Origin of the sequence: Nocardioides sp., from assembly GCF_024509035.1 — a bacterium.
Lineage (GTDB): Bacteria > Actinomycetota > Actinomycetes > Propionibacteriales > Nocardioidaceae > Nocardioides.
Genome location: NZ_JANINT010000265.1, coordinates 378 through 756, shown reverse-complemented (window position 1 = coordinate 756; position 379 = coordinate 378). Strand labels below are relative to the sequence as shown.

Annotated in this window: 1 pseudogene; it reads left to right on the top strand. The window is 73.6% G+C overall.

From position 1 onward, the window contains the following. Positions 1-72: 72 nt before the first annotated feature. Positions 73-379, top strand: a pseudogene (locus tag Q0L15_RS18170) (phenylacetate--CoA ligase); the annotation flags it as partial.

The window sequence follows — 379 nt, the reverse complement described above, 5'->3', positions numbered from 1 at the left end:
CACCGTGACGGCCGGCGACGAGGTGGTCGCGACGTTCGTCGGCCGCTGCCGCGAGATCGGGGGAGCGCTCTGGTGAGCGGCGTCCCCGCCCTGACCAGGCAGGAGCTCGAGGCGCTCCAGCTCGAGCGGCTGCGGACCACGCTCCGCACGGCGTACGAGAACGTCCCCCACTACCGCCGGGCCTTCGCCGAGGCCGGCGTGCGGCCCGACGACCTGACCGCGCTCGCTGACCTCGCGCGGTTCCCGTTCACGACGAAGGCGGACCTGCGGGCGAACTACCCGTTCGGGATGTTCGCGGTGCCGCGCGAGCAGGTCGCGCGCCTGCACGCGAGCAGCGGGACGACCGGAAAGCCCACCGTCGTCGGCTACACGCAGCATG